This is a genomic window from Pelagibacterium xiamenense (assembly GCF_021166475.1).
Lineage (GTDB): Bacteria > Pseudomonadota > Alphaproteobacteria > Rhizobiales > Devosiaceae > Pelagibacterium > Pelagibacterium xiamenense.
The window spans coordinates 253,875-275,419 of the sequence record NZ_JAJOYS010000001.1 but is presented as its reverse complement, the minus strand read 5'-3'; the positions used below and the strand labels follow the sequence as shown (position 1 = coordinate 275,419).

Below are 21,545 nucleotides of genomic sequence, written 5' to 3'. Positions count from 1 at the left end.
TGACAAAGCGCCCCGCTGTCACTAACTACGTCCACCATTGCCCAGATGGCGGAATTGGTAGACGCGCTAGCTTCAGGTGCTAGTTCCCGTATGGGAGTGGAAGTTCGAGTCTTCTTCTGGGCACCAATCCTTCTTCGATAATGATCGGCCGGCGCCGGGTTCGGTTCGCCGTCCCGGAAGGGACGCGGGTTGGGGCGACGGCGTAAGCATCCGCTCAAGCAGCGCGGCCCGCTGGTCGCCGGCATCGGGGTGATCGCCGACCCTGCGATTCCCACCAGAGATCACGAGCGGCACACGTGATTGCCTTCAAGCTCGGAACGTCGGTCCGATACCATCCAGAAGCATATCGCGAGCGCGAGACGGCGCCTCAAGGCGGCCACCGCCGCACAGGCGGTTGCCAAGGCGGCGGTGTTGGGCGTTCTTGCGAACTGAGCTTGCAAGGTCAGTTCGCCCTTTGCACCGGCGCCCGGCTGTGGCATCACAGCCTCTGATCGGCCGGACTGGCCCCGCGGGCACTGCAAGAACAAGAGAGAGCGATGAGCGTTAGACTGCACAAGGGCGATTTGCCCGACCTTTCGCGTTATGGACGGCAAGTAGCCGTCGATACCGAAACGATGGGACTCAATCCGGCCCGCGACAGGCTGTGCGTCATTCAGCTCTCACCGGGGGACGGAACCGCGGACGTCGTCCAGATCACGCCCGGGCAAACCGATGCACCGAACATCAAAAAGCTCCTTGGCGACGAAAGCGTGACCAAGCTTTTCCATTTCGCGCGCTTCGACATGGCCGCGCTCTACAATGCGTTTGGTGTGATGCCGCAACCGGCCTATTGCACCAAGATCGCTTCGCGGCTGGTGCGGACCTACACCGACCGGCACGGGCTCAAGGATCTCGCGCGCGAGCTTTTGGGCATCGACATGAGCAAGCAACAGCAAAGCTCGGACTGGGGCGCGGATACACTGAGCCAGGCGCAGCTCGACTACGCCGCCTCGGACGTTCTCTACCTCCACGACATGCGCCGTCATCTCGACCGCATGCTGACCCGCGAGGGCCGCGCGGAGATGGCGCAAGCCTGTTTCGACTTCCTGCCCACGCGCGCGAAGCTCGATCTCGCCGGCTGGCCAGAAATCGACATCTTCGCCCACAGCTAGAGGGCAACTGCCTTGAGCGCAGCCCAGCCGGACATGAGCGAAGCGGTCTACCGCAATATCGCCCGGCACAACCGGGCGATAGCGGCGTTGCGGATCGCGGTGCCGGTTGCGGGGCTCATTCTGTTCTCGGTGCCTTTGATCCAGTTCGCACTTGGCGTTGTCGGGGAGACCATCGTCGTGGATGGTGCGGCGCTCGATGCCGATACCCTGGTTATCCAGTCCCCGCGCTTTGAAGGGCTCACCGCGGACGGCGCGGTCTACCGCATGGAAGCGGCGCGCTCGGAAAGCGATACGGGCAATCTCGACGTTTCGACACTTTATGACCTCACTATCGATCTCGACGGTGCGGCGGGGTATTGGGCCGAGGTCACCTTCTCGCGCGCGGAATGGACGATGAGCAGAGAATATCTGAGCTCGGATGAGACCGTTTACGTCGAGGATTCCACGGGCGCGCAAGGTGTGCTCGAGGGCGCCGAGGCCGACTGGCCGGCGCAGATCATCAAAAGCGACGGACCGGTACGTTTCACCTATGCTAACGGGTCCGAACTCAATGCAAACACGATGGTTCACGACATTGCCGCGGCAACGTGGCACTTTACCGGGCCGAAGGTCGAGATGCAGCCGGTAGCCGATGCCGGCACACCCAGGACAGGCGAGGTGACGGAGAACGAATGATGCGGCATTGGCCCGGTTTTGTAGCGCTCTGCGCGGTTCTGGCGGTTCTGCCCGTGTTGGCGCAGGAGTCGCAGGAGCTCACCCCTGCCCCCGACGCGGCGCCAGCGCAAGCGGGCGCGGCACCGCAGAATGATCCGCTTGGTGCCGACGCGCTTGCCGCCGATGCCGGGGAAACCGTCGAAATCACCGCGGACGATCTGCAGATTACCGAGGACAGCAATTCGGCCCTGTTCACGGGCAATGTCAGAATCATTCAGGGCAGCATGGAAATGACCGCCGGACAGGTCGACGTGCTCTATGGCGAAGGTGGCCCCTCGGATCTTGTGAGTTTCACCGCCTCGGGCGGGCGGGTGCGCATGATCACGGAGGATCAGACGGTGGACGGGAACAAGGCGGTCTACGACTTTGAAAACCGCATTCTCGTTTTCACGGGCGATGTCGTGGTGGTCAACGCTTCAGGCACGATCACCAGCGCCGAACTGATCATCGATACCCGCGCGGGCACCTCGCGCTTCGCCGGCGGCGGGGAAGGCGCGAATGACGGGCGCGTCACCGGCATTTTCACGCCCGGGAACGAGTAGGACATCCATGCGCAACGAAATGGCGCGCGACTGGCTCGTCGCGAACGGGCTGGCCAAGAGCTTCAAAGGCCGACAGGTGGTCGGCGACGTCTCAATAGCCGTAAAGCGCGGCGAGGCGGTCGGGCTTCTGGGCCCCAACGGCGCTGGCAAGACGACCGTTTTCACCATGATCATGGGGTTGGTGCCGCCCGACAGGGGCGAGGTCATGCTCGACGGGCATACGATCACGCACCTCCCGCTTTATCAGCGCGGGCGGCTGGGGATCGGCTATCTGCCACAAGAAGCCTCGATCTTCCGCGGCCTGTCGGTCAAGGACAATGTCCTTGCGGTGCTTGAGGGGCATATCCGGGACAGAAAGGCGCGCCATGCCCGGCTCGACGAGCTGCTCGAGGAGTTCCACGTCTCGCACCTGCGCGATTCGGACGCGCTGGCGCTTTCGGGCGGCGAACGGCGGCGGGTCGAGATCGCCCGGGCGCTGGCGGCCGATCCGAAATTCATGCTCCTCGACGAGCCCTTCGCCGGGGTCGATCCGATCGCGGTGGGCGATATCCAGGCGCTGGTGCGGCAACTCACCCAACGCGGCATTGGCGTGCTCATCACCGACCATCAGGTACGCGAGACCTTCCGGCTCGTCGACCGCGCGTATCTCATTCATGACGGGCATGTCATGATTCAGGGAACGCCGGAAACGATCATGGCCGATCCGGACGCACGACGCGTCTATCTTGGCGAGAGTTTCACGCTTTAGGCCACATATCGGGCCCTGTCATAAATCTGTCAGACATTATTTCTGGCACGAAACTTGTATAGCCCGCTAAAACACACTAGGGTCGGCGCCGTGATGGCGCGCAGGGGGTGCGCCGGGAGCAAGTGGGAAGAACCGAACGATGGCGCTTTCGCCGCGGCTGGAAGTCCGGCAATCGCAAAACCTCACGCTGACCCCGCAATTGATGCAGTCGATCCGGCTGCTGCAATTGAGTCATCTCGAACTCAACGCCTTCGTCGACGCGGAACTCCTGCGCAATCCGCTGCTTGACCGCGACGACGCGAGCGCCGACGCCGGGGACGCGTTGCCGCGCGAAAAAGATACCGAAATCGATCCTTACCGCGACGTCGTCGATCATGGCGGCCGGCTCGAAAGCGCGGTATCGATCGCCAACGGGTTCGACACCGACGTTGCCAATGTGTTTCCCGAACAGACCGGGCAGGATTCACTTTCGCAGGCGAGCGCGTGGCCGCAGGGCAAAGGAGGAGATTTTGGCGGCGAGGCACCCGATCTCGATCAATTCGTCTCCTCCCAGACCAATCTTGCCGATCACCTCTCCGAACAGGTCGGGCTCTTGATCAAGGATCCGGCGGAGCGGCTGATCGCGCGCAATCTCGTCGACAATCTCGACGAGCGCGGCTACCTCACGACAACATGCGCCCAGATTGCCGAACAGCTCGGCACCGACGTCGCACATGTCGAGGCGGTGCTCGAGAAAGTCCAGGGCTGCGACCCTGTTGGCGTCTTCGCGCGCGATCTAGCCGAATGCCTCGCCATTCAACTTGAGGACAAGAACCGGCTCGACCCGATGATGGCCGGACTGTTGCGGCATCTCGACCTTGTCGCGAGCCATGATTTTGCCCAGCTGATGCGGGCTACGGGGGCCGATCGTGAGGACATTCTCGATATGCTGGCGGAAATCCGCGAGCTCGATCCCCGGCCGGGGCGGGCATTCGACGGCGCGCCGATCCAGGCGGTCGTGCCGGACGTCTTCGTTAGGCGCGGCAACAGCGGCGCCTGGCAGATCGAACTCAATTCCGACATTCTGCCCAAGGTTCTGGTCAACCGCACGTACTACGCAACCGTTTCGAAAAAGACGCGCGACCAGAGCGAGAAAAGCTTTCTCGTCGACTGCCTGCAGACCGCGAACTGGCTTACCAAGAGCCTCGATCAGCGCGCCCAGACCATTCTCAAGGTGGCGAGCGAGATCGTCAAACAGCAGGACGGCTTCTTCACTTACGGCATTTCTCATCTACGGCCGATGACGCTCAAGACCGTGGCGAGCGCCATAGATATGCACGAGTCGACGGTTTCGCGGGTTACGGCCAACAAATACATGGCCACGCCGCGCGGGCTTTTTGAAATGAAGTATTTCTTCACAACGGCGCTTACGTCCGCGTCAGGCGGCGAAGATCATTCCGCCGAAGCGGTGCGTCACCGCATCCGGCAGCTCATCGATGCGGAAAAGCCCGATGCCATTCTTTCGGACGACACCATAGCGGACGTCCTCAAGAACGAGCAGGGCATCGAGGTGGCACGCCGGACGGTCGCAAAGTACCGCGAGGGCATGAACATCCCCTCGTCGGTTGTCCGCAGGCGGCAAAAAAAAGCGCAAATGGCCTAAGTGGCAGTTCATCGCGCAGCCGTTACGGGGAAAACCCCGACTCGGCCCGGTTCACGCCAAATGGTCTATTGACCCTTCCTGCAAATGCCTTCTACACACAACCTTCGAGGTAATTCAGGGAACACAATGGCAGACCGCGCCCATTCTTACGATTACGACCAGTTGCTGGCCTGTGGGCGCGGTGAGTTGTTTGGACCTGGAAACGCGCAACTGCCTCTGCCTCCGATGTTGATGTTCGATCGCATTACGCGGATCGATGACGACGGCGGACCGTTCGGCAAGGGGCAGGTGCGGGCGGAACTCGATGTCACGCCGGACTTGTGGTTTTTCCAGTGTCACTTTCACGGCGATCCGGTGATGCCGGGTTGCCTGGGACTCGATGCGCTCTGGCAAATGACCGGTTTCTTCCTCGGTTGGGGCGGTTCGCCCGGGCGGGGACGCGCGCTGGCGGGGGAAATCAAATTCACCGGCCAGATTACCACCGACGTCAAGCGCGTCGAATATGGTGTGGACATCAAGCGCGTCATGCGCTCGCGACTGACGCTCGGAATTGCTGACGGCTATGTAAACGCAGACGGCAAGCGCATATATGAAGCCAAGGATATGCGCGTCGGGCTGTTCACCGACCCCGGTGCGATGTAAGCCACGCGGCGAACCTGCCGCAGAAGCAGGGCTCCACAACCAGGTCACAAGGGAATGAGGCGGATATGAAACGCGTTGTGGTTACCGGTATGGGGATTGTCTCCTCGATCGGCGACAATCTTGAGGAGGTGCTTGCGAGCCTCAAGGCCGCACGCCCGGGGATATCCAAGGCGCAGGATTACGTCGATCTCGGCTTCCGTTGCCAGGTACACGGCGCGCCCAAGATCGACCCGTTCGAAATGCTCGACCGGCGCACGACGCGCTTCATGGCCAAGGGCGCGGCTTGGAACTACCTCGCCATGGAAGAGGCCATCAAAATGGCCGGGCTCGAGGAAACCGACATCAAGAACCCGCGTACGGGCATCGTGATGGGGTCGGGCGGACCGTCGACCCGCGCGGTCGTCGAGGCCGCCGATATCACCCGCGAACGCAAGAGCCCCAAGCGCATCGGCCCGCTTGCCGTGCCCAAAGCGATGAGTTCGACCGCTTCGGCGACGCTCGCGACCGCGTATGGCATCCTCGGGGTCAACTATTCGATCTCCTCGGCCTGCGCGACCTCGAAGCACTGCATCGGCAATGCGTACGAACAGATCCAGCTCGGCAAGCAGGACATCGTCTTTGCCGGCGGGCATGAAGATCTCGACTGGTCGATGTCGAACCTTTTCGACGCCATGGGCGCGATGAGCTCGGACTTCAACGACACGCCGGAAACCGCATCGCGCGCCTATGACAAGGATCGTGACGGTTTCGTCATCGCCGGTGGCGCGGGGGTTCTGGTCCTCGAAGAGCTCGAACACGCCAAGGCGCGCGGCGCCAATATCATTGCCGAACTGATCGGCTACGGCGCGACGTCGGACGGCTACGATATGGTGGCGCCGTCGGGCGAGGGGGCGGTGCGGTGCATGAGGATGGCGCTCGAAACCGTCAATATGCCGATCGACTACATCAACCCCCACGCGACCTCGACCCCTGTCGGAGACAGGAAGGAAATCGAGGCACTGCGCGAGGTTTTCGGCAACGAGGACAAATGCCCGCCGCTTTCGGCAACGAAGTCGCTCACCGGGCACTCGCTGGGTGCCACGGGCGTACAGGAGTGCATCTACTCGCTTTTGATGATGCAGAACCGCTTCATCTGCGAGAGCGCCAATATCCAGACGCTCGATCCAGAGTTCGAGGACATGCCGATCCTGCGCGAGCGCCGCGACGATGTGGATCTGGCTTGCGTGCTCTCGAACAGCTTCGGGTTCGGGGGGACAAACGCGACACTGGTGTTCAAGCATCCCGACGCGTGAGAATCACCGGTATCGCATCACGCGGGTTTCGCCGCTCCGCGCCGAGTAGATCAGGAGCTTGCCCAGGAGCGGCTCGCCGATCCCCGCGATCCATTTGATGGCTTCGTTGGCCATCATTGCTCCGACGATGCCCGGCAGGACATTGAGGACCCCGACTTCCTCGCAGGGCGGGCTGTCTTCCGGGCGGGGGTCAACCGGGTAGAGGGCGGCGAAGCTCGGCCAGGATTCGCCGGCGGCGTTGGTGAGAAACGGGGCGAGAACGGTCAACGACCCGTCGAACTGGCCCAGCGCACCGGTCACAAGCGGGATACGAGCGGCAGCGCAGGCGTCTGCGACTGCCTTTTTCGCAGCAAAGCTATCGGTGCCCTCGACGACGAGATCGTGTCCGGCGACGAGGTCGCCGGCGTTTTCGGTTCCGATTCGCGCGGACACGGCCTCAACCGCGATGTGCGGGTTGAGGGCCGCCGCGTGGTCCCGTGCGCGTTCGGCCTTGGCATGTCCGGCGTCGGCAGTCTCGTAGATCACCTGCCGCTGCAAGTTGGAGATGTCAACGGTATCGGGGTCGAGGATGGAAAGATTGCCGATGCCCGCGCCCGCGAGATAAGCGACGACGGGGGTGCCCAGCCCCCCTGCCCCGATCACCAGTACGCGCGCGGATTTGAGCTTCTGCTGGCCCGATCCGCCCATGTCCTTGAGAACGATATGGCGGGCGTAGCGGCGGGTTTCCTCAGGCCCAAGGTTCACTCGCGTGCCCCGATGGGCAAAGCGATGAATTTTCGATCGGGACCTTCGAAGCCATGCGACCAGACCGAGAGCACAGCGACGGCCGAATCGAGGTCGTAGGCCTCGAACGGCAGGAAGACGCCATAAAGCTTGTAGGTGATCGTGCAGCCCCGCGAGGCCGGTACGCGGGTATCGCGGTGGATTTCACGGGTTCCGGTCTTGTCTGTTAGCGCGAGAGCGTAGCCCATCGGCTCATCCCCGAACCAGTCGATGCAATCTTCGCCTGAAGGAGCCTTGAAGATATCAAGGCTGAGCTCGTATTCGCCCTCGGTTTCGGCCAGCCCCCAGGTGGGGATGCCGAAGTCGAGCGTGAGCCTCTCGTCGCTGAGTTCGCCATCGCCCAAAAGTGCGATCGGCACGGCGGGACGGGAAATTCCCAGCTCTGCGGCGGCCCCCGCCGCCGCCGTGCCGGCTTGCCCCCGCGCCTGCGGCAGCGTCGCTTCTTCGGATTGCATGCGGCCCTCGAAAGGAGAGCCGGCAGCGAAGGTGTCGGTATCGAGATCGATTATGAAGATTTCCGAGACGGGAAAGCCCGAACCATCCTGGACGACGAACTGCTCGAAAGCGAAGTAGCGGCCGTCCTGCGAATAGCCCAGCGCGTCGAACTGATACCGGTCCGCCGCCTGCGTCGGCACCGCGAATGCGACAAGGGCCAGCGCGAGGCTAACCGCCGGTGCCCGTGGACCCAAAGCCACCGCTGCCACGTTCCGTCTCCTCGAGCGTTTCGACTTCGACAAACTGGGTATCGGGCACCGCGGCGATCACCATCTGTGCGATGCGGTCGCCGCGGCGGATTTCGAAGGGTTCCCGGCCGTGATTGATGAGGACCACCTTGACCTCGCCGCGGTAGTCAGCGTCGATCGTGCCGGGTGCGTTGAGTACGGTCACCCCGTGCCTGGCCGCGAGTCCCGAGCGCGGGCGGACCTGCGCCTCGAAGCCGGACGGCAATGCGATCGCGAAGCCGCACGGCACCATGTCGTAGCCGCCGGGGGGCAGCACAAGCACCGTGTCTTCGCTTAACGCCGCGGCGAGGTCGTAGCCCGCCGCGTCCTCGCTTTGACGCTTCGGCAGGGGCAAGCCCCTGCCATGTTCGAGAAAACTCAGCGCAATCATATGTCCTATTTCTGCACCACCGCGTAGAGTTCGTCGGGCAGCTCCAGCGTGCCCTGCATCAGGTCGGCGAATGGGATCTGGTAGCTCGCGGCCATGCCATCTTCAGCAAGGTCCATGTTGGTGTCGACGATTTCGCCACCCGACACGTTGAAGGTAATGTAGTGGCCCTCGAACATGGCCGAGACCATCGCCATCATTTCGGCGTCCTGCTCCTCGCCCATGCCTTGGGAAATCTCTTCGTTGAGTTCGCCGGTGGGGAGGCTGACGCGGACCTGACCGTTTCCGATCGCCTCGATCCGGGGGCCACCGTCTTCGCCGTCGCCGAGATCGAGTTCGTCGAACGCGCCTTCGGAGGTCACGATGCATTCGGTGGTCGCGTCGCCCGCGACAACCTCTCCGTCGGGGCAGAATTCGTCACCGCCCTCGTCAGCTTGCTGCTCGATCATCGTGTAGACGTCGTTGGAAACCGACGTCGTCATCGTCGCCCTCCCGTCGGTTTCGCTCAAAACCTCAAGGTCCATCGTGACGTCCATGCACGCGGCCAGACCCAGGGTCACGGCCACAGCGCCGCCCAGCCGGGCGATCGGTGCGAAATTCATTCTTTTATGCCTCCGTCCACAAGCGTTGCGGGCGCATGGACGCCCATGTCTTTCCCGGCGCACTGTGGTCGGAATCCCGGCCGCTGGCAACCCGAACCATTCACTTGTCATTTAGCGAAAATGCGCGGCGATTTTCTGTGCGAGCCTTTGCGCGACAGCGGTTTTGGCCATCGCGCCCCAGGACGTGTGCCCGCTGGCGTCAAAAAAGACGATCTCTGTCGCATCCCCGCCGAAGACACCACGCTCGGCGCTGACGTCGTTGGCGAGCAGCCAGTCACAGCCCTTGGCGGCAAACTTCTCCCGCGCGCGGGCTTCGAGATCGCCAGTCTCGGCGGCAAAACCGATAACGAGTTCGGGGCGCCCCCCGGGCTCGAGCGCGGCAATGCGTTTCAGAATGTCGGGATTGGGCGCGAAGTCGAGAAGGGGCGGGTTCCCGCCGGAATCCTTCTTGATCTTGATCTGCGCGGGATTGGTGACGTGCCAGTCGGCGACAGCAGCGCAGAAGACTGCGACATCGGCGGGCAGCGCCGCGCCGACGGCGGCGTCCATCTCCCGCGCCGTCGTTACGCGAATAACCTCGCAGCCCCGGGGATTGGCGTACTCGGCCGGGCCGGTGACAAAGCTCACCCTGGCCCCCTGCGCGGCGAGCGCTTCGGCAATCGCCGTGCCTTGCTTGCCCGAAGAGGCGTTGGAGATGTAGCGGACCGGATCGATCGGTTCGCGCGTGGGGCCGGAGGTGACGATGACGTGCCGGCCTGCAAGCGGCTTGGCGCCGTCCGCGCCTTGGAAATGCGCCTCGATGGCCTCAAGAATGGCTTCGGGTTCGGCCATACGGCCCGGCCCGTATTCGCCGCACGCCATATCGCCTTCATCGGGACCCACGACGATGACCCCATCGTCGCGCAGCACTGTCATGTTGCGGCGCGTGGCGGCGGCTTCCCACATCCGTACATTCATCGCCGGCGCGGCCATGATCGGCGTGTCCGTGGCCAGAAGGCACGTCGATGCCAGGTCGTCGGCGAGACCGTGGGCGAGCTTGGCGAGGAGGTTCGCCGTTGCCGGCGCTACCACGATCAGATCGGCGGAGCGGGAAAGCTCGATATGACCGATCTCGGATTCCTGTGTGAGATCGAAGAGCTCAGTCAGCGCCGGTCTGCCGCTCAGCGCCGACACCGTCAGAGGCGACACGAATTCGGTGGCGCTCTCGGTCAAAATCGCCTGCACCGTTCCGCCGGCCCTCTGGATCAGCCGTATGAGCAGCTGTGCCTTGTACGCTGCGATGCCGCCGGACATTATGAGCAGAATATGCCTGCCATGGAGCATTGTTAGCCTCCCAAGAGCGTTGCGGCCATGAGGGCGATGGCAAGGGCCAGCGCAATAAGCGCACCCCATTTGAGTGCAACCATCACCCTATCACGCCGCCGGGCCCGCTGTTGGTCGGCTTCGATCTGCGCAAGCACGCGCTCAGCGCGCGCTGCAAGACCCGGCACGCGGGCGAAAAGCCCGGCGATCTCGCCGAAACTCTCGCGGGCGCGGTCGATGTGACCCAACGGGCCAACCTGGCGTCGGACCCAATCGCCGACCACGGGCTCTGCGGCGGTCCACATATTGAACCTGGGATCGAGCATGCGCGCTGTGCCTTCGACGAGCACCATGTTCTTTTGCAAGAGGACCAGTTCGGGCCGCGCGCTCATATTGAAGACCTCGGTGGTTTCGAGCAATTGCCCGAGGACCCTGGCCATTGAGATTTCGTCTGCGCCGCGGCCTACCAGGGGCTCGCCGATCGCACGGAGCGCCTGAGCAAAATCGTCGACGGACTGGTCGGCAGGTACATAGCCTATGTCAAAGTGCATCTGGGCGATGCGTTTGTAGTCACGGGTGATGAAGCCATGCAGGATCTGGGCGAGGAAGCGCCGCTCGGGTAGCCCGATCCGGCCCATGATGCCGAGGTCGACGGCGACGATGGCACCGGTCCGGGGGTCGGCGAAAAGGTTGCCCGGGTGCATGTCGGCGTGGAAGAATCCATCGCGGATGGCGTGTTTGAGAAAGCTCTGGATGAGCGTGATCGCCAGCTCGCTGCCGGCGAGTCCCGCCTTGGCAATCGCCTCGCTGTCGCGGACAGGGATGGCTTCGATCCAGTTGGTGGTGAGGACCGAGCGCGCTGTCTGGGCCCAATAGACCTCTGGCACACGGAAGCCGTCGTCCTCGGCATTGTTGTCCGCCATCTCCGAGATGGCCGCGGCCTCCATGCGCAGGTCCATTTCCAGCGTCGCCGACCGGGTGAGCGTATCGACGACGCGCTGGCCGTTGAACCGGCGGGCAGAAGGAACGAGCGTTTCGAGCGCGCGCGTGGCCGCGCGCATGCCCTGGAGGTCGCGGTGGAAGCGCTGGACGATGCCCGGACGCAGGAGCTTGACCGCCACGGTCCGGGTGGTGCCGTCGGACAGGGTCAGGGTCGCCTTATGGACCTGGGCAATCGAGGCGGCGGCGATGGGCTCGGAGATATCGGTCAGCGCGGCTGCATCTTCGCCCAGTGCCTCTTCGAGAAGACCCGGCACCAGCCGCGCATCGAAAGGCGGCATGGCATCCTGGAGCTGGGCGAGGTCGGCGGCCACATCCGGCCCAACGATATCGCGGCGCGTGGCGAGCAACTGCCCGAACTTGACATAGGTTGGCCCCAACCGGTTGAGCGCATTGGCGAGACGCGTGACCCTGCCGGTCTTGCGGACATCCCGCTTTTCGATCAGCCGCGCGCATTTGACGGCGAAACGGGCGGACGGGGGCAGAGGCTGGTTCTCGGCCAGCGAAAAGGCGCCCTCGCGCGCGAGAATGAAGCCGGCGCGGAGAAGCCGCAGATAAGCGAACATCTAGAGTTTCCAGGCTCCGTGCAGCGCGGCGATATTGCCCGAGAGGGCGTCGTGGGTGACCCTCTTGAACCCGGCGGCGGCGATCATGGCCGAAAAGGCCTCGGGATCGGGGAAATTGCGGATCGAATCGACGAGATAGCGGTAAGGTGCAGCGTCGCCGGTGACCATTTTGCCCATGGGGGGGATCACCACATCGGAGAAAAGATCATAGACCTTTTCGAGAACGGGGACATCGACCTTGGAGAATTCGAGCACCAGAAGCCGCCCGCCGCGCTTGAGAACCCTGTGGGCTTCGGCAAGCGCTTTTTCGATACGTGGCACGTTCCTTATGCCGAAAGCGATCGTATAGGCGTCGAAGCTCGCGTCCGCAAAGGGCAGTTCCTCGGCGTTGGCCTCGACGAATTCGACCTGCGCGGGGTAACGCCAGGATTTGGCGCGCTCGGCGCCGACGGCAAGCATGTCGGCATTGATGTCCGACACCGTCACATGGGCATAGCCGTGGCTGGCATCGAGGATGCGCATGGCTATGTCGCCAGTACCCCCAGCCATGTCGAGCACCCTATAGGGCCGGGACCCCGTCCTAGGCGGAGCGAGCCGGGCGACCATCGTGTCTTTCCAAACGCGGTGCACGCCGCCGCTCATCAGATCGTTCATCAGGTCGTACCGCTCGGCGACCTTGAAAAAGACCTCGTTGACCATGCCCTGCTTGTCCGCAAGCGGCACGGTGGCGGTGCCGAAATGGGTCGTTTCGTGCGTCTGGGACATGGCGGAGCACTCTTGTTCTTTTAAAAGCAACGTGGTTATGGGCTTGGGCCAACGATAACGCAAGCACGGCCGACCGCAAAAGGTTACCGCGCCGCAGCCCTGGCGGACCTTCCGAACCATGCCCGAGCTTCCAGAAGTCGAAACGGTAAGACGCGGTCTTGCGCCTTTTGTCGAAGGCGCGCGGATCGAAGCGGTAACGCTCTTTCGCCCGGACCTGCGCTTCCCGTTTCCTCCAGGATTCGCGGACGCGCTCATGGGCCGCACGGTGGTGACCACGGGTCGGCGGGCGAAATATCTGCTCTTCCACCTGTCCGACGGTGCGTTGTGGCTGGCGCATCTGGGCATGACGGGGGCGTTCTGGGTCAACGATACAGCCCTTGAGGAGCCCTCGCGGCGCTTCAGGAGCGAGGCCGGCGCCCGGCATGTTCACTTTTCAGCCCGGCTCCGCCATCCCGAGCGCGGCGCAGTCTCGCTTTATTATGGCGATCCACGCCGGTTCGGCTTCATGGCGCATTTTGGTCCCAGCGCCCCCAACCCCTATCTCGACCTTCTGGGGCCGGAACCTCTGGGCAACGCGCTGAATGCGGATTTTCTCGGGAGAGCGTTCATGGGGAAGAGGAGCCCCGTCAAGTCTGTCCTGCTCGACCAGCGGGTGATCGCGGGCCTGGGAAATATCTATGTGTGCGAGGCGCTCCATATCGCCGGTATCGCTCCGGCCCGCATCGCGGGGAGCCTTGCCACGAAGACCGGCAAACCCCGCCCCGCTCTTATGGCCTTGCCGGGTGCGATCAGAACGGTGCTCGAAGATGCGATCGCCGCGGGCGGCTCCACCCTGAGAGACTTCCGCAATGCGGACGGACGGCCAGGCTATTTCCAACACAATTTCCTCGTTTACGACAGGGAGGGCGAAGCCTGCCTCAAACCCGACTGCCCGGGCACGGTTAAGCGGATCGTGCAAGCGGGACGATCGAGCTTTTTCTGCCCTGTCTGCCAGCGTTGAAACAACCGCGCCGGCCTTGCTGGCGCGTCTTCGCCCGGCACGACAAAGTGCGTTGACTCTCGAACCTGCCGCTCCTATAGAGCAGCCTTCATCGGCGCCGGGACATCCCCGGCTCCTATTCCGGTTGTGCGCCCCAGGGTAGCACGCAAGGCATATCGCCACGAGGAAGTCGTAAAATGGCAAATACCCCTTCGGCCAAGAAGGCCGCCCGCAAGATCGAAGCCCGCACCAAAGTCAACATCGCCCGCCGCTCGCGCGTGCGCACTTATCTGCGCAAGGTCGAAGAAGCGATCGCTTCGGGCGACAAGGACGCCGCGACTGCCGCGCTCAGGGCCGCCGAGCCCGAGCTGCAGCGTGCCGCCGGCAAGGGTGTCTTTCATAAGAACCTCGCCAACCGCAAGGTTTCGCGCCTTGCCAAGCGAGTCAAAGCGCTGGGCGCATAAGGCCTTTTCAGGGCCGGTCAGGTATCCTGCCGGCCCCATATTCCCGATCCAATAGAATGAGTTTTCAGCCCCCGAGAGGGGGTTTTTTCGTCGTTCGGATTTCCGTAACAAATCCGTCACGTGACTGTCACCTTTGCGCCACGGGGCGGTTCGAATCGGCGCTGTCAGGAAAAAATTTTTGGCGCCTCAAATTTGGGCAGAGGGGCGATTCTTCAAGGAGTCCCATACCCTTAATTTTTGCTTTCCGAGCCCCTTCCGGGGGCGCTCAAAAATGACGTGAGAGTCAAGCCCATTTTTGACGAAATGTGCGGTTGTGCGCCAAAATTTGGCTGTCTAAAATGGCTTCATTGGATGACAACAAAAGCGGCGGGCATCCAAGTGAAACGACCGCCGTCCTGCCTAAAAAAGAGGGAAACATGATGCGCGGCTCCGGGGGTTCCATGCAATCGAGCACAGTCTCGGATGCGAAAGCCAAGCATCAGCTCCACGGCCGAGGCCGGGACTACTAGCCAGGTCGTTTCACATATAGTCCAAAGGCGCGTTCGCGCCGTTTTCAATTTGTTCGTTATTCTGATCTCCATCAATATCATTTGATGGGGCGTGAGTATTGTTGTCTGCGTTGGGGCGTATTTTGACGGAAAACACAGACCGCTCAACAACCGGGCGGCGCAACGGGGAAAGAGGCTCGAATATGGAATCGATCGCGTCAGCGGATCGCGACACATACCCAATCAAAAAAGCACAAGCGGATCTAAACCCGCGCGGCGAAACTGGGGCACAATGCGGGACAAAGACTATGACAACGGGCGATACCGAGCAGTTGTGGCTGCGGGTGCGCGCACGGCTGCGGGCGGCGGTCGGAGAAGACATTTTCACCTCCTGGTTCGCACGCCTTGCGCTTGAGGAAATCGTCGGCGACTTGGCGCATCTGTCGGTGCCGACGCGATTTTTGTGCTCCTGGATACAATCGAACTACGTCGAAAAAATCCTGGAGGCGTTCCGCGCCGAGGACGAGGCGATTTCGCGCCTGCATCTGACCGTGCGGATCAACGGGCAGGCGCGCCCGCGGCTCGTGGCCGGCAGCGACGTCTCGCCCGAACGCGTCGAAACCGCAGCGCAGGAGGCCGAGGTCCGTCCGGTCCCCGCCAGCTCGGCGGGTACGATGTTCGGTGCGGCCGGAGGTGCGCCGGCGGACGCGCTTTCGGGCAGCGCGCTCGACCGCAAGCTGACCTTCGAGACCTTCGTTGCCGGCGGCGCCAACGAAATGGCGCTCGGCGTCGCAAAGCAGGTGGCATCGGCAGCCGCGAACAATACGGTCACTTTCAACCCGGTCTATATCCATTCGACCGTGGGGCTGGGCAAGACCCACCTTTTGAACGCCATTGCCTGGGCTGCCGGTGCGTCCGATGCGGGCCGCAATATCGTGTACCTCACTGCCGACCATTTCATGTATCATTTCATTACGGCCGTGAAGCACCAGTCCGCTCTGGCCTTCAAGGAATGGCTGCGCCGGATCGACCTTCTTCTGATCGATGACATGCAGTTCCTGCAGGGCAAGTCGGCCACCGAATTCGGCCACACGCTCTCCTCGCTGATTTCGGGGACCAAGCAGGTGGTCGTTGCGGGCGACGCGCCGCCGCGGGATCTCGAAATGCTCGACGACCGCGTGCGGTCGCGGCTTTCGGGCGGCCTCGTCATCCCCATTGCGCCCTTCGATATGGATTTGCGCCGCGCCATCGTGCAGAAGCGGGCTGATCAGGCGTCGTCCCGATTTGCGGGGCTCGCCTTTCCCGCGCCTGTCATCGATTTCATCGCGCGCTGCATCGTTTCGCACGGACGCGATCTGGACGGGGCGGTCAACCGCCTGGTGGCGGCCAATCAGCTCACGGGCGAACCGATTACCGTCGGGCTTGCCGAAAAGACGCTGCAGGACCTGATCCGCAGCCGGGAAACGCCGCGGGTGAGGATCGAGGACATCCTGCGGATCGTGGCGCGGCACTACAACGTGCGTCGAACCGATCTGCTCTCCTCGCGCCGCTCGCGCGACGTGGTGCGCCCGCGCCAGATCGCGATGTATCTTGCCAAGGCCCTGACCTCGCGTTCGCTCCCCGAGATCGGGCGCCGGTTCGGCGGCCGCGATCATACGACCGTGCTTCACTCGGTGCGTAAGGTCGAACAACTCATGCGCGACGACGGAGATCTGACCCAGGAGATCGAACTCCTCAAGCGGATGCTCGAAGAATAGGGGATCGCTGGCGCCGCCCCCCGCCATCTAGCAAATCCTGCGGAAAATCCCCCACCCCGGCGGCCTGCGACGGGGTGGGGCCTTGCGTTTTCGGGCCAATGGGGGCAGGGTCTCCGCCCGGTGTTCTGCCGGGATTGCGGGCCGATGCCGGGCCGCGCTGCACCACGGGTTTCCTGAAGGGGTATGAATACGCGATGAAGGTCACGCTTGAGCGCAACCACTTGCTGAAATCGCTTGGCCATGTGCACCGGGTCGTTGAGCGCCGCAACACCTATCCGATCCTCGCGAACGTGCTGATGAGCGCGACGGCCGAAGGGTTGGATTTGAGGGCGACCGATCTCGATATCGAGGTGACTGAGACCGTTCCCGCCATGACCGGCACGCCGGGCGTCACAACCGTGCCCGCGCACACGCTTTACGAAATCGTGCGCAAGCTGTCGGACGGGGCAGAGGTCGTGCTCGAGACCGACGGCGCGGACCAGATGTCGATCACCTCGGGCCGCTCGCGCTTCCACCTTGCCTGTCTCAACCCCGACGGCTTCCCCGACCTCAAATCGGGCAGCTTCACGCATACGTTCTCGATCCCTGCCGAAGCGCTCAAGGACCTTATCGAGCGCACGCAGTTCGCGATTTCCAATGAGGAAACGCGGTACTACCTCAACGGTATTTTCATCCACACGATCGACGCCGGCGACGGCATTGTCATGCGCGCGGTGGCAACCGATGGGCACCGGCTCGCGCGGGTTGAGGCCGAGGCGCCTTCCGGATCGGCCGGGATGCCGGGGATTATCGTGCCGCGCAAGACGGTTTCGGAGGTCTTGAAGCTGCTGGACGGCGTCGAGGGTGATGTCGAGGTCGAGCTTTCGGACACCAAGATCCGGTTCACGCTCGGGGGCGTGGTGCTTCTTTCGAAGCTCATCGAGGGCAGCTTCCCCGACTATGAACGCGTGACGCCGAAAAACAACGACAAGCTTTTACGGGTGGACCGCGACGGCCTCGCCAAGGCGGTCGACCGTGTTTCGACGATTGCGTCCGAACGCGGCGGCAAGGCGGTGAAGCTCTCGCTGTCCGAAGGTATGCTGGAGCTGTCGGTCACCAATCCCGATCACGGCACCGCCAATGAGGAACTCGCCGTCGAGTTCGACGTCGAAGCGTTCGAGATCGGCTTCAATGCACGCTATCTGCTCGAGATCATCTCCCAGATCCGCACCGAGAACGCGCTGTTCCTTTTCAACGACGCGGGGTCGCCCACGCTCGTCAAGGAAGACGGGGAGACCCAGGCGCAGTTCGTTCTGATGCCGATGCGGGTGTAGCCCGGCGGGCGGTCCATGCCCCAGCGCTACATCTCGCGGCTCAGGCTCACCAGTTTTCGCAACTACGCGAGCGCCGCGCTCGACCTTGCGCCGCGTCATGTGGTGCTGACGGGCGAGAACGGCGCCGGCAAGACCAATCTCATTGAAGCTGTGTCTTTGCTCTCGCCGGGCCGGGGATTGCGGCGGGCGCCGTTCGATACGCTTGCGCTTTCGGGTTCGGATGGCAATTGGGCGGTCGCGGCGAGCATCGAAACCGAATACGGGCCGGTCGATATCGGCACAGGAGCGGCCGGGGATGCGGGGTCGCGGCGCGTGCGGATCAACGGCACCAACGCCTCATCGGTGACGCAGATGAGCGAATATCTGCGCCTGTTGTGGCTCACACCGGCCATGGACGGACTTTTTTCCGGCCCGGCGTCCGAGCGTCGGCGGTTCTTCGACAGGCTGGTGACAACGCTCATTCCCGGGCATGGCGCCGCAGTTGCCGATTTCGAAACCGCCATGCGCCAGCGCAATCGGCTTCTGGACGAGAACGGTGACCCGGCGTGGATGTCGGCGATCGAGGCGCAGATGGCCGAATACGCCTCGGCGGTCCATTTTGCACGCACGGACTCTCTCACCCACCTGCAGGCGCTGATGGCGTCCTCGGTCGCCGACACGGGCTTTCCCGAGGCGCTCCTCGATCTTTCCCCACTGCTCGAAGACGCCGAGCCCAAAACGGCCTCCGAGCTCGAAGGCGAGCTGGCTCTGCGCTGGAGAGCATCCCGCGCGCTCGACCGTGCCGCGGGGCGGACCACACTGGGGCCACACAGGGTCGATTTTTCGGTCACTCACCGGCAAAAGGGCATGCCGGCGGGGTTGTGTTCAACCGGAGAGCAAAAAGCGCTGCTGATCGGTCTGGTGTTGATCCACGCGCGGCTGGTAAAAGAGATGACAGGCATCGCGCCCTTTCTGCTGCTCGATGAAATTGCCGCGCATCTCGATCCAAAGCGTCGCGCAGCGCTTTTCGACGCGCTGGATAAGCTCGATACGCAATGCTGGATGACGGGCACGGACCCGGTGCTTTTCGCCGATCTGGGGGCGCGGGCGCAACACTTTGCCGTTGCGAGCGGCCAATTGCACCAAACCGGTTGAAAATCGGCGATTTTTGCCCATTTAAGATCTAGAATTTCCGGCAAATTGCTTTGGGAAAACGAGGGGATCGGCTACAACGGAACGGTCCCCAACAAAGGCTGATTCTCGAGCTTCATGAGCGATATTTCGAACATCTCCGGTGAACCCGAATACGGCGCGGATTCGATCAAGGTCCTGAAGGGCCTCGATGCGGTGCGAAAGCGGCCAGGGATGTATATCGGGGATACCGATGACGGCACCGGCCTGCACCACATGGTCTATGAGGTCGTCGACAACGCGATCGACGAGGCGCTGGCGGGACACGCCGACCTCGTCACCGTCACGCTCAATGCCGATGGTTCGGTGACGGTTACCGACAATGGCCGCGGCATCCCCACCGACATCCACAAGGAAGAGGGGATTTCGGCGGCCGAAGTGATCATGACCCAGCTTCACGCGGGCGGGAAGTTCGACCAGAATTCCTACAAGGTTTCCGGCGGGCTGCACGGCGTGGGCGTTTCGGTCGTCAATGCGCTTTCGGTATGGCTCAAGCTCAAGATCCGCCGCAACGGCAAGGTCCACGAGGTCAGCTTCACGCATGGCGTCGCCGACAAGCCGCTCGAAGAAATGGGAACTTATGAGGGGCGCTCGGGGACCGAGGTGACCTTCATGCCCTCGACCGACACTTTCACGATGGTCGAGTTCGACTACAAGACGCTCGAACACCGGCTGCGCGAACTGGCGTTTTTGAACTCGGGCGTGCACATCATCCTCAAGGACAAGCGGCATCCCGAGGTCGTTGAGACCGACATGCTCTACGAGGGCGGGCTTGAGGCCTTCGTCAAATATCTCGACAAGAACAAATCGCCCCTGCTCGACACGCCGATAGCGATCGTTGCGGAAAAAGATGGGATCACGGTCGAAGTCGCCATGTGGTGGAACGACAGCTACCACGAGAACGTGCTGTGCTTCACCAACAACATCCCTCAACGCGACGGTGGTACGCATCTTGCCGGCTTGCGCGGCGCGTTGACCCGGCAGGTGACGAGCTATGCCGACCAGAGCGGCATCTTGAAGCGCGAAAAGGTGTCGCTCACCGGCGACGATACTCGCGAGGGGCTCACATGTGTCCTCTCGGTGAAGGTGCCCGATCCGAAATTCTCGTCCCAGACCAAGGACAAGCTGGTTTCCTCCGAAGTGCGGCCGGTGGTCGAGAACGTTGTCAACGACAAGCTCTCCCAATGGTTCGAGGAGCACCCCGCCGAAGCCAAGACCATCGTTTCCAAGGTCGCCGAAGCCGCTTCGGCGCGCGAAGCAGCGCGCAAGGCGCGCGAGTTGACGCGCCGCAAATCCGCGCTTGAGATTTCCTCGCTGCCAGGCAAGCTCGCGGACTGCCAGGAGCGCGATCCGTCCAAGGCCGAAATCTTCATTGTCGAGGGCGACTCGGCGGGCGGGTCGGCCAAGCAGGGCCGCGACCGTGCGACCCAGGCAGTGCTGCCGCTCCGCGGCAAGATTTTGAACGTCGAGCGCGCGCGGTTCGACCGCATGATCTCGTCCGACCAGGTCGGCACGCTCATTACCGCGCTCGGGACCGGGATCGGCCGTGAGGAATTCGACCCGGACAAGCTCAGATACCACAAGATCATCATCATGACGGACGCCGACGTTGACGGCGCGCATATCCGTACGCTGCTGTTGACGTTCTTTTACCGGCAGACCCCCGAACTCATCGAGCGCGGGCACATCTATATCGCCCAGCCGCCGCTCTATAAGGTAACGCGCGGGAAGTCGGAGCAGTATTTGAAGGACGAACGGGCGCGCGAGGATTACCTGCTCTCGGGCGGCGTCGACGACGCTGTCCTGACGACACGGTCAGGGTCTTCGCACGCGGGCGCCGATCTTCTCACGATCGTTGAACAGGCGCGCGATCTCTACCATCTGATCGACGCCCAGAACACCAAATACAACCGGCAGATGATCGAGCAGGCCGCGGTTGTCGGTGCGCTCGATCCGCAGGCGATGGACGATACGGCCGCCGCACAACACCTCGCGCAGCGCGTTGCCAACCGGCTCGACCGCATGTCCGACGAAACCGAACGCGGCTGGACGGGCACACTCGACGGCGAAGGCGGGTACGTCTTTTCGCGCGTGGTGCGCGGGGTCACCGAAGCCCATTCGCTCGACGCGGCGCTTCTGGGCTCGGCAGACGCACGCAAGCTGCGCTCGCTGGCGGGCAAGCTCGACGAGATTTATGGCGGTGTACCGACCCTGACGCGCAAGGATACGATGACCGAGATTTACGGTCCGCGCTCGCTTTTTTCCGCGGTGATGGCGGCGGGTGGCAAGGGTGTGTCGATGCAGCGCTACAAAGGCCTGGGCGAAATGAACGCGGAGCAGCTTTGGGAGACCACGATGGACCCCAATGCGCGCACGCTCCTGCAGGTCAAGGTGGACCAGAGCGACGACGCGGATAACATCTTCACCCAATTGATGGGCGACCTCGTCGAGCCGCGCCGGGATTTCATACAGGACAACGCGTTGGCGGTTTCGAACCTGGACGTCTGACCGGCCCG

The 21,545-nt window shown here is 62.8% G+C and carries 20 protein-coding genes and 1 tRNA gene; 14 read left to right on the top strand and 7 right to left on the bottom strand.

The window, feature by feature from the left end; all coding sequences use genetic code 11:
* Positions 1-39 precede the first annotated feature (39 nt).
* The 8 genes from LSG43_RS01405 (at position 40) to fabB (ending at position 6,731) form a co-directional block, all read left to right on the top strand.
* Positions 40-126 (top strand) — tRNA-Leu (locus tag LSG43_RS01405).
* 410 nt (positions 127-536) lie between these two features.
* Positions 537-1,151: a ribonuclease D gene (locus LSG43_RS01400; RefSeq protein WP_231800655.1), complete on the top strand. Its 615-nt coding sequence runs from the start codon at positions 537-539 to the stop codon at positions 1,149-1,151.
* A 12-nt stretch (positions 1,152-1,163) separates the two neighbouring features.
* Positions 1,164-1,826 (top strand): hypothetical protein, encoded by a 663-nt coding sequence (locus LSG43_RS01395; protein ID WP_231800651.1) that lies wholly within the window; start codon positions 1,164-1,166, stop codon positions 1,824-1,826.
* Positions 1,826-2,407 carry an LptA/OstA family protein gene (locus LSG43_RS01390; protein ID WP_231800650.1) on the top strand — a complete coding sequence of 194 codons (582 nt, stop codon included), beginning with the start codon at positions 1,826-1,828 and terminating at the stop codon, positions 2,405-2,407. Before LSG43_RS01395 ends, LSG43_RS01390 begins: the two co-directional genes overlap by 1 nt.
* Positions 2,364-3,155 carry an LPS export ABC transporter ATP-binding protein gene (gene lptB / locus LSG43_RS01385; RefSeq protein WP_369412434.1) on the top strand — a complete coding sequence of 264 codons (792 nt, stop codon included), beginning with the start codon at positions 2,364-2,366 and terminating at the stop codon, positions 3,153-3,155. Before LSG43_RS01390 ends, lptB begins: the two co-directional genes overlap by 44 nt.
* Positions 3,156-3,294: 139 nt before the next feature.
* A complete protein-coding gene (gene rpoN, locus LSG43_RS01380; protein WP_231800647.1) occupies positions 3,295-4,797 on the top strand; it encodes an RNA polymerase factor sigma-54 in 1,503 nt (500 codons plus the stop codon).
* Positions 4,798-4,923: 126 nt separating this feature from the next.
* A complete protein-coding gene (fabA, locus tag LSG43_RS01375) occupies positions 4,924-5,439 on the top strand; it encodes a 3-hydroxyacyl-[acyl-carrier-protein] dehydratase FabA (RefSeq protein ID WP_231800646.1) in 516 nt (171 codons plus the stop codon).
* A gap of 65 nt (positions 5,440-5,504) precedes the next feature.
* Positions 5,505-6,731, top strand: a complete 1,227-nt coding sequence (fabB, locus tag LSG43_RS01370; protein WP_231800643.1) for a beta-ketoacyl-ACP synthase I — start codon at positions 5,505-5,507, stop codon at positions 6,729-6,731.
* Positions 6,732-6,734: 3 nt separating this feature from the next.
* Here the strand turns inward: fabB and LSG43_RS01365 are convergent, their stop codons facing one another.
* From LSG43_RS01365 to ubiE, 7 genes are all read right to left on the bottom strand, one after another.
* Positions 6,735-7,475 (bottom strand): HesA/MoeB/ThiF family protein, encoded by a 741-nt coding sequence (locus tag LSG43_RS01365; RefSeq protein ID WP_369412433.1) that lies wholly within the window; start codon positions 7,473-7,475, stop codon positions 6,735-6,737.
* Positions 7,472-8,218 (bottom strand): DUF2259 domain-containing protein, encoded by a 747-nt coding sequence (locus LSG43_RS01360; RefSeq protein ID WP_231800640.1) that lies wholly within the window; start codon positions 8,216-8,218, stop codon positions 7,472-7,474. The genes LSG43_RS01365 and LSG43_RS01360 overlap by 4 nt, the downstream gene beginning before the upstream one ends.
* Positions 8,178-8,627 carry a dUTP diphosphatase gene (gene dut / locus LSG43_RS01355; protein ID WP_231800633.1) on the bottom strand — a complete coding sequence of 150 codons (450 nt, stop codon included), beginning with the start codon at positions 8,625-8,627 and terminating at the stop codon, positions 8,178-8,180. Before dut ends, LSG43_RS01360 begins: the two co-directional genes overlap by 41 nt.
* Before the next feature lie 5 nt (positions 8,628-8,632).
* Complete coding sequence (locus LSG43_RS01350) at positions 8,633-9,226, bottom strand: hypothetical protein (RefSeq protein WP_231800631.1); 594 nt, start codon at positions 9,224-9,226, stop codon at positions 8,633-8,635.
* Positions 9,227-9,337: 111 nt separating this feature from the next.
* Positions 9,338-10,549, bottom strand: coding sequence for a bifunctional phosphopantothenoylcysteine decarboxylase/phosphopantothenate--cysteine ligase CoaBC (coaBC, locus tag LSG43_RS01345; protein WP_231800629.1), 1,212 nt, complete (start codon positions 10,547-10,549; stop codon positions 9,338-9,340).
* A gap of 2 nt (positions 10,550-10,551) precedes the next feature.
* Positions 10,552-12,093 carry a 2-polyprenylphenol 6-hydroxylase gene (ubiB, locus tag LSG43_RS01340; protein WP_231800627.1) on the bottom strand — a complete coding sequence of 514 codons (1,542 nt, stop codon included), beginning with the start codon at positions 12,091-12,093 and terminating at the stop codon, positions 10,552-10,554.
* A complete protein-coding gene (ubiE, locus tag LSG43_RS01335) occupies positions 12,094-12,858 on the bottom strand; it encodes a bifunctional demethylmenaquinone methyltransferase/2-methoxy-6-polyprenyl-1,4-benzoquinol methylase UbiE (RefSeq protein WP_231800625.1) in 765 nt (254 codons plus the stop codon).
* A 118-nt stretch (positions 12,859-12,976) separates the two neighbouring features.
* On the opposite strand from ubiE, the gene mutM reads away from it, so the two are divergent.
* From mutM to gyrB, 6 genes are all read left to right on the top strand, one after another.
* Positions 12,977-13,858 (top strand): bifunctional DNA-formamidopyrimidine glycosylase/DNA-(apurinic or apyrimidinic site) lyase, encoded by an 882-nt coding sequence (gene mutM / locus LSG43_RS01330; RefSeq protein WP_231800623.1) that lies wholly within the window; start codon positions 12,977-12,979, stop codon positions 13,856-13,858.
* A gap of 176 nt (positions 13,859-14,034) precedes the next feature.
* Entirely contained in the window at positions 14,035-14,301 is a 267-nt protein-coding gene (rpsT, locus tag LSG43_RS01325; RefSeq protein ID WP_231800621.1) for a 30S ribosomal protein S20, read from the top strand.
* A 796-nt stretch (positions 14,302-15,097) separates the two neighbouring features.
* Positions 15,098-16,546, top strand: a complete 1,449-nt coding sequence (gene dnaA / locus LSG43_RS01320; RefSeq protein ID WP_231800618.1) for a chromosomal replication initiator protein DnaA — start codon at positions 15,098-15,100, stop codon at positions 16,544-16,546.
* A gap of 194 nt (positions 16,547-16,740) precedes the next feature.
* On the top strand, positions 16,741-17,859 hold the full coding sequence (dnaN, locus tag LSG43_RS01315) for a DNA polymerase III subunit beta (RefSeq protein ID WP_231800617.1): 1,119 nt from the start codon (positions 16,741-16,743) through the stop codon (positions 17,857-17,859).
* 15 nt (positions 17,860-17,874) lie between these two features.
* The gene (gene recF / locus LSG43_RS01310; RefSeq protein ID WP_231800615.1) at positions 17,875-18,993 is read left to right on the top strand and encodes a DNA replication/repair protein RecF; all 1,119 of its coding nucleotides are present in this window, start codon (positions 17,875-17,877) and stop codon (positions 18,991-18,993) included.
* Between the two features lie 114 nt (positions 18,994-19,107).
* Complete coding sequence (gene gyrB / locus LSG43_RS01305) at positions 19,108-21,537, top strand: DNA topoisomerase (ATP-hydrolyzing) subunit B (protein ID WP_231800614.1); 2,430 nt, start codon at positions 19,108-19,110, stop codon at positions 21,535-21,537.
* Positions 21,538-21,545 lie beyond the last annotated feature (8 nt).